Annotated in this window: 2 protein-coding genes; both read right to left on the reverse strand. The window is 73.9% G+C overall.

Annotation, left to right across the window (positions count from 1 at the left end):
* Positions 1-246 (reverse strand): carbamoyl-phosphate synthase domain-containing protein (locus KBX39_RS30850; RefSeq protein ID WP_312247522.1); only part of this gene is annotated, 246 nt, incomplete at its 3' end.
* Complete coding sequence (locus KBX39_RS30855; protein ID WP_210873924.1) at positions 243-1520, reverse strand: dihydroorotase; 1278 nt, start codon at positions 1518-1520, stop codon at positions 243-245. The genes KBX39_RS30850 and KBX39_RS30855, both read right to left, overlap by 4 nt.
* Positions 1521-1545: the final 25 nt, after the last annotated feature.

A 1545-nucleotide genomic window follows, 5' to 3' on the forward strand; every position in this document is an offset into this window, starting at 1 on the left:
CACGTCCCCGGCCACCCAGAGCCGGTCGGACTCGTCGGCCTCACCGTTGCCGCCGGTGTTGCCGCTGTGCGGCGCGGTCTGCACCACCCCCTGCCGGTGGTACGAGGGGTCGGTGAGCGTCTCCTGGTAGCCGGTCATGCCGGTGTTGAAGACCGCCTCGCCGAAGGTCTCCCCGACGCTGCCGTACGCCTCGCCGTGGAACGTGCGCCCGTCCTCGAGGACGAGAATCGCAGGACGTCTCTTCACTTAACTGCCTTTCCGTCCAGGACCGTCGGCTCGCCGCGCAGGAAGGTCGCCACGATGCGACCCGGCAGCGTCATGCGGGCGTACGGGGTGTTACGACTACGGCTGGCCAGCTCCGCCGGTTCGATGACGCGGCGGGCGGCGGGGTCGTCAAGGGTCAGGGTGGCCGGCACGCCGGGCGCCGGGTCGACGCCGTGCCCGGTCAGCCCGGCGATGCGGGCCGGCGTGCGGGACATCCGCTCGGCGATCAGGTCCCAGCGGGGGCCGAACACGTCGAGCGCGATGGACAGGGCGGTCTCCAGGCCGAGCATGCCCGGCCGGGCGTACGCCCACTCGCACTCCTTGTCCTCCACGGCGTGCGGGGCGTGGTCGGTGGCGATGATGTCGATCACGCCCTCGGCCAGCGCCTCCCGCAGCGCGGCGATGTCGGCGGCGGTGCGCAGCGGCGGGTTGACCTTGAAGACCGGGTCGTAGCTCTCCGCCTTGGCGTCGGTCAGCAGCAGGTGGTGCGGCGTGACCTCGGCGGTGACCCGTACGCCGCGCGCCTTGGCCTGGCGCAGCACCTCGACGCTGCCGGCGGTGGAGACGTGGCAGACGTGCAGGCGGCTGCCGACGTGCTCGGCCAGCAGCACGTCCCGGGCGATGATCGCCTCCTCGGCGACGGCCGGCCAGCCGGTCAGGCCGAGGCGGGTGGACACCTCGCCCTCGTGCATCTGCGCGCCCTCGGTGAGCCGGGGCTCCTCGGCGTGCTGGGCGATCACGCCGTCGAACGCCTTGACGTACTCCAGCGCCCGGCGCATCAGCCGCGGGTCGGCCACGCAGTGCCCGTCGTCGGAGAAGATCCGCACCCCGGCGGCGGAGTCGGCCATCGCGCCCAGCTCGGCCAGGCGCTCGCCGGCCAGCCCGACGGTGACCGCGCCGATCGGCTGCACGTCGACCAGGCCGGCCTCCCGGCCGAGCCGCCACACCTGCTCGACCACGCCGGCGGTGTCGGCGACCGGCGAGGTGTTCGCCATCGCGCACACCGCCGTGTAGCCGCCGAGCGCCGCGGCCCGGGAACCGGACTCGACGGTCTCGGCGTCTTCCCGGCCGGGCTCGCGCAGGTGGGTGTGCAGGTCGACCAGGCCGGGCAGCGCGACCAGGCCGGTCGCGTCGACGACCGTGGCGTCGTCGGCGGCGAGTCCGTCGCAGACGGCGGCCACCACGCCGTCGCGGATGAGCAGGTCGGTCGGCTCGCCGCCGACCACACTGACGCCTGTGATGAGGTACGCGGTCACCGGTTGTTCCCTCCGAGCAGCAGGT

Source organism: Micromonospora sp. D75, from assembly GCF_018070405.1.
GTDB classification, from domain to species: Bacteria; Actinomycetota; Actinomycetes; order Mycobacteriales; family Micromonosporaceae; genus Micromonospora; species Micromonospora chalcea.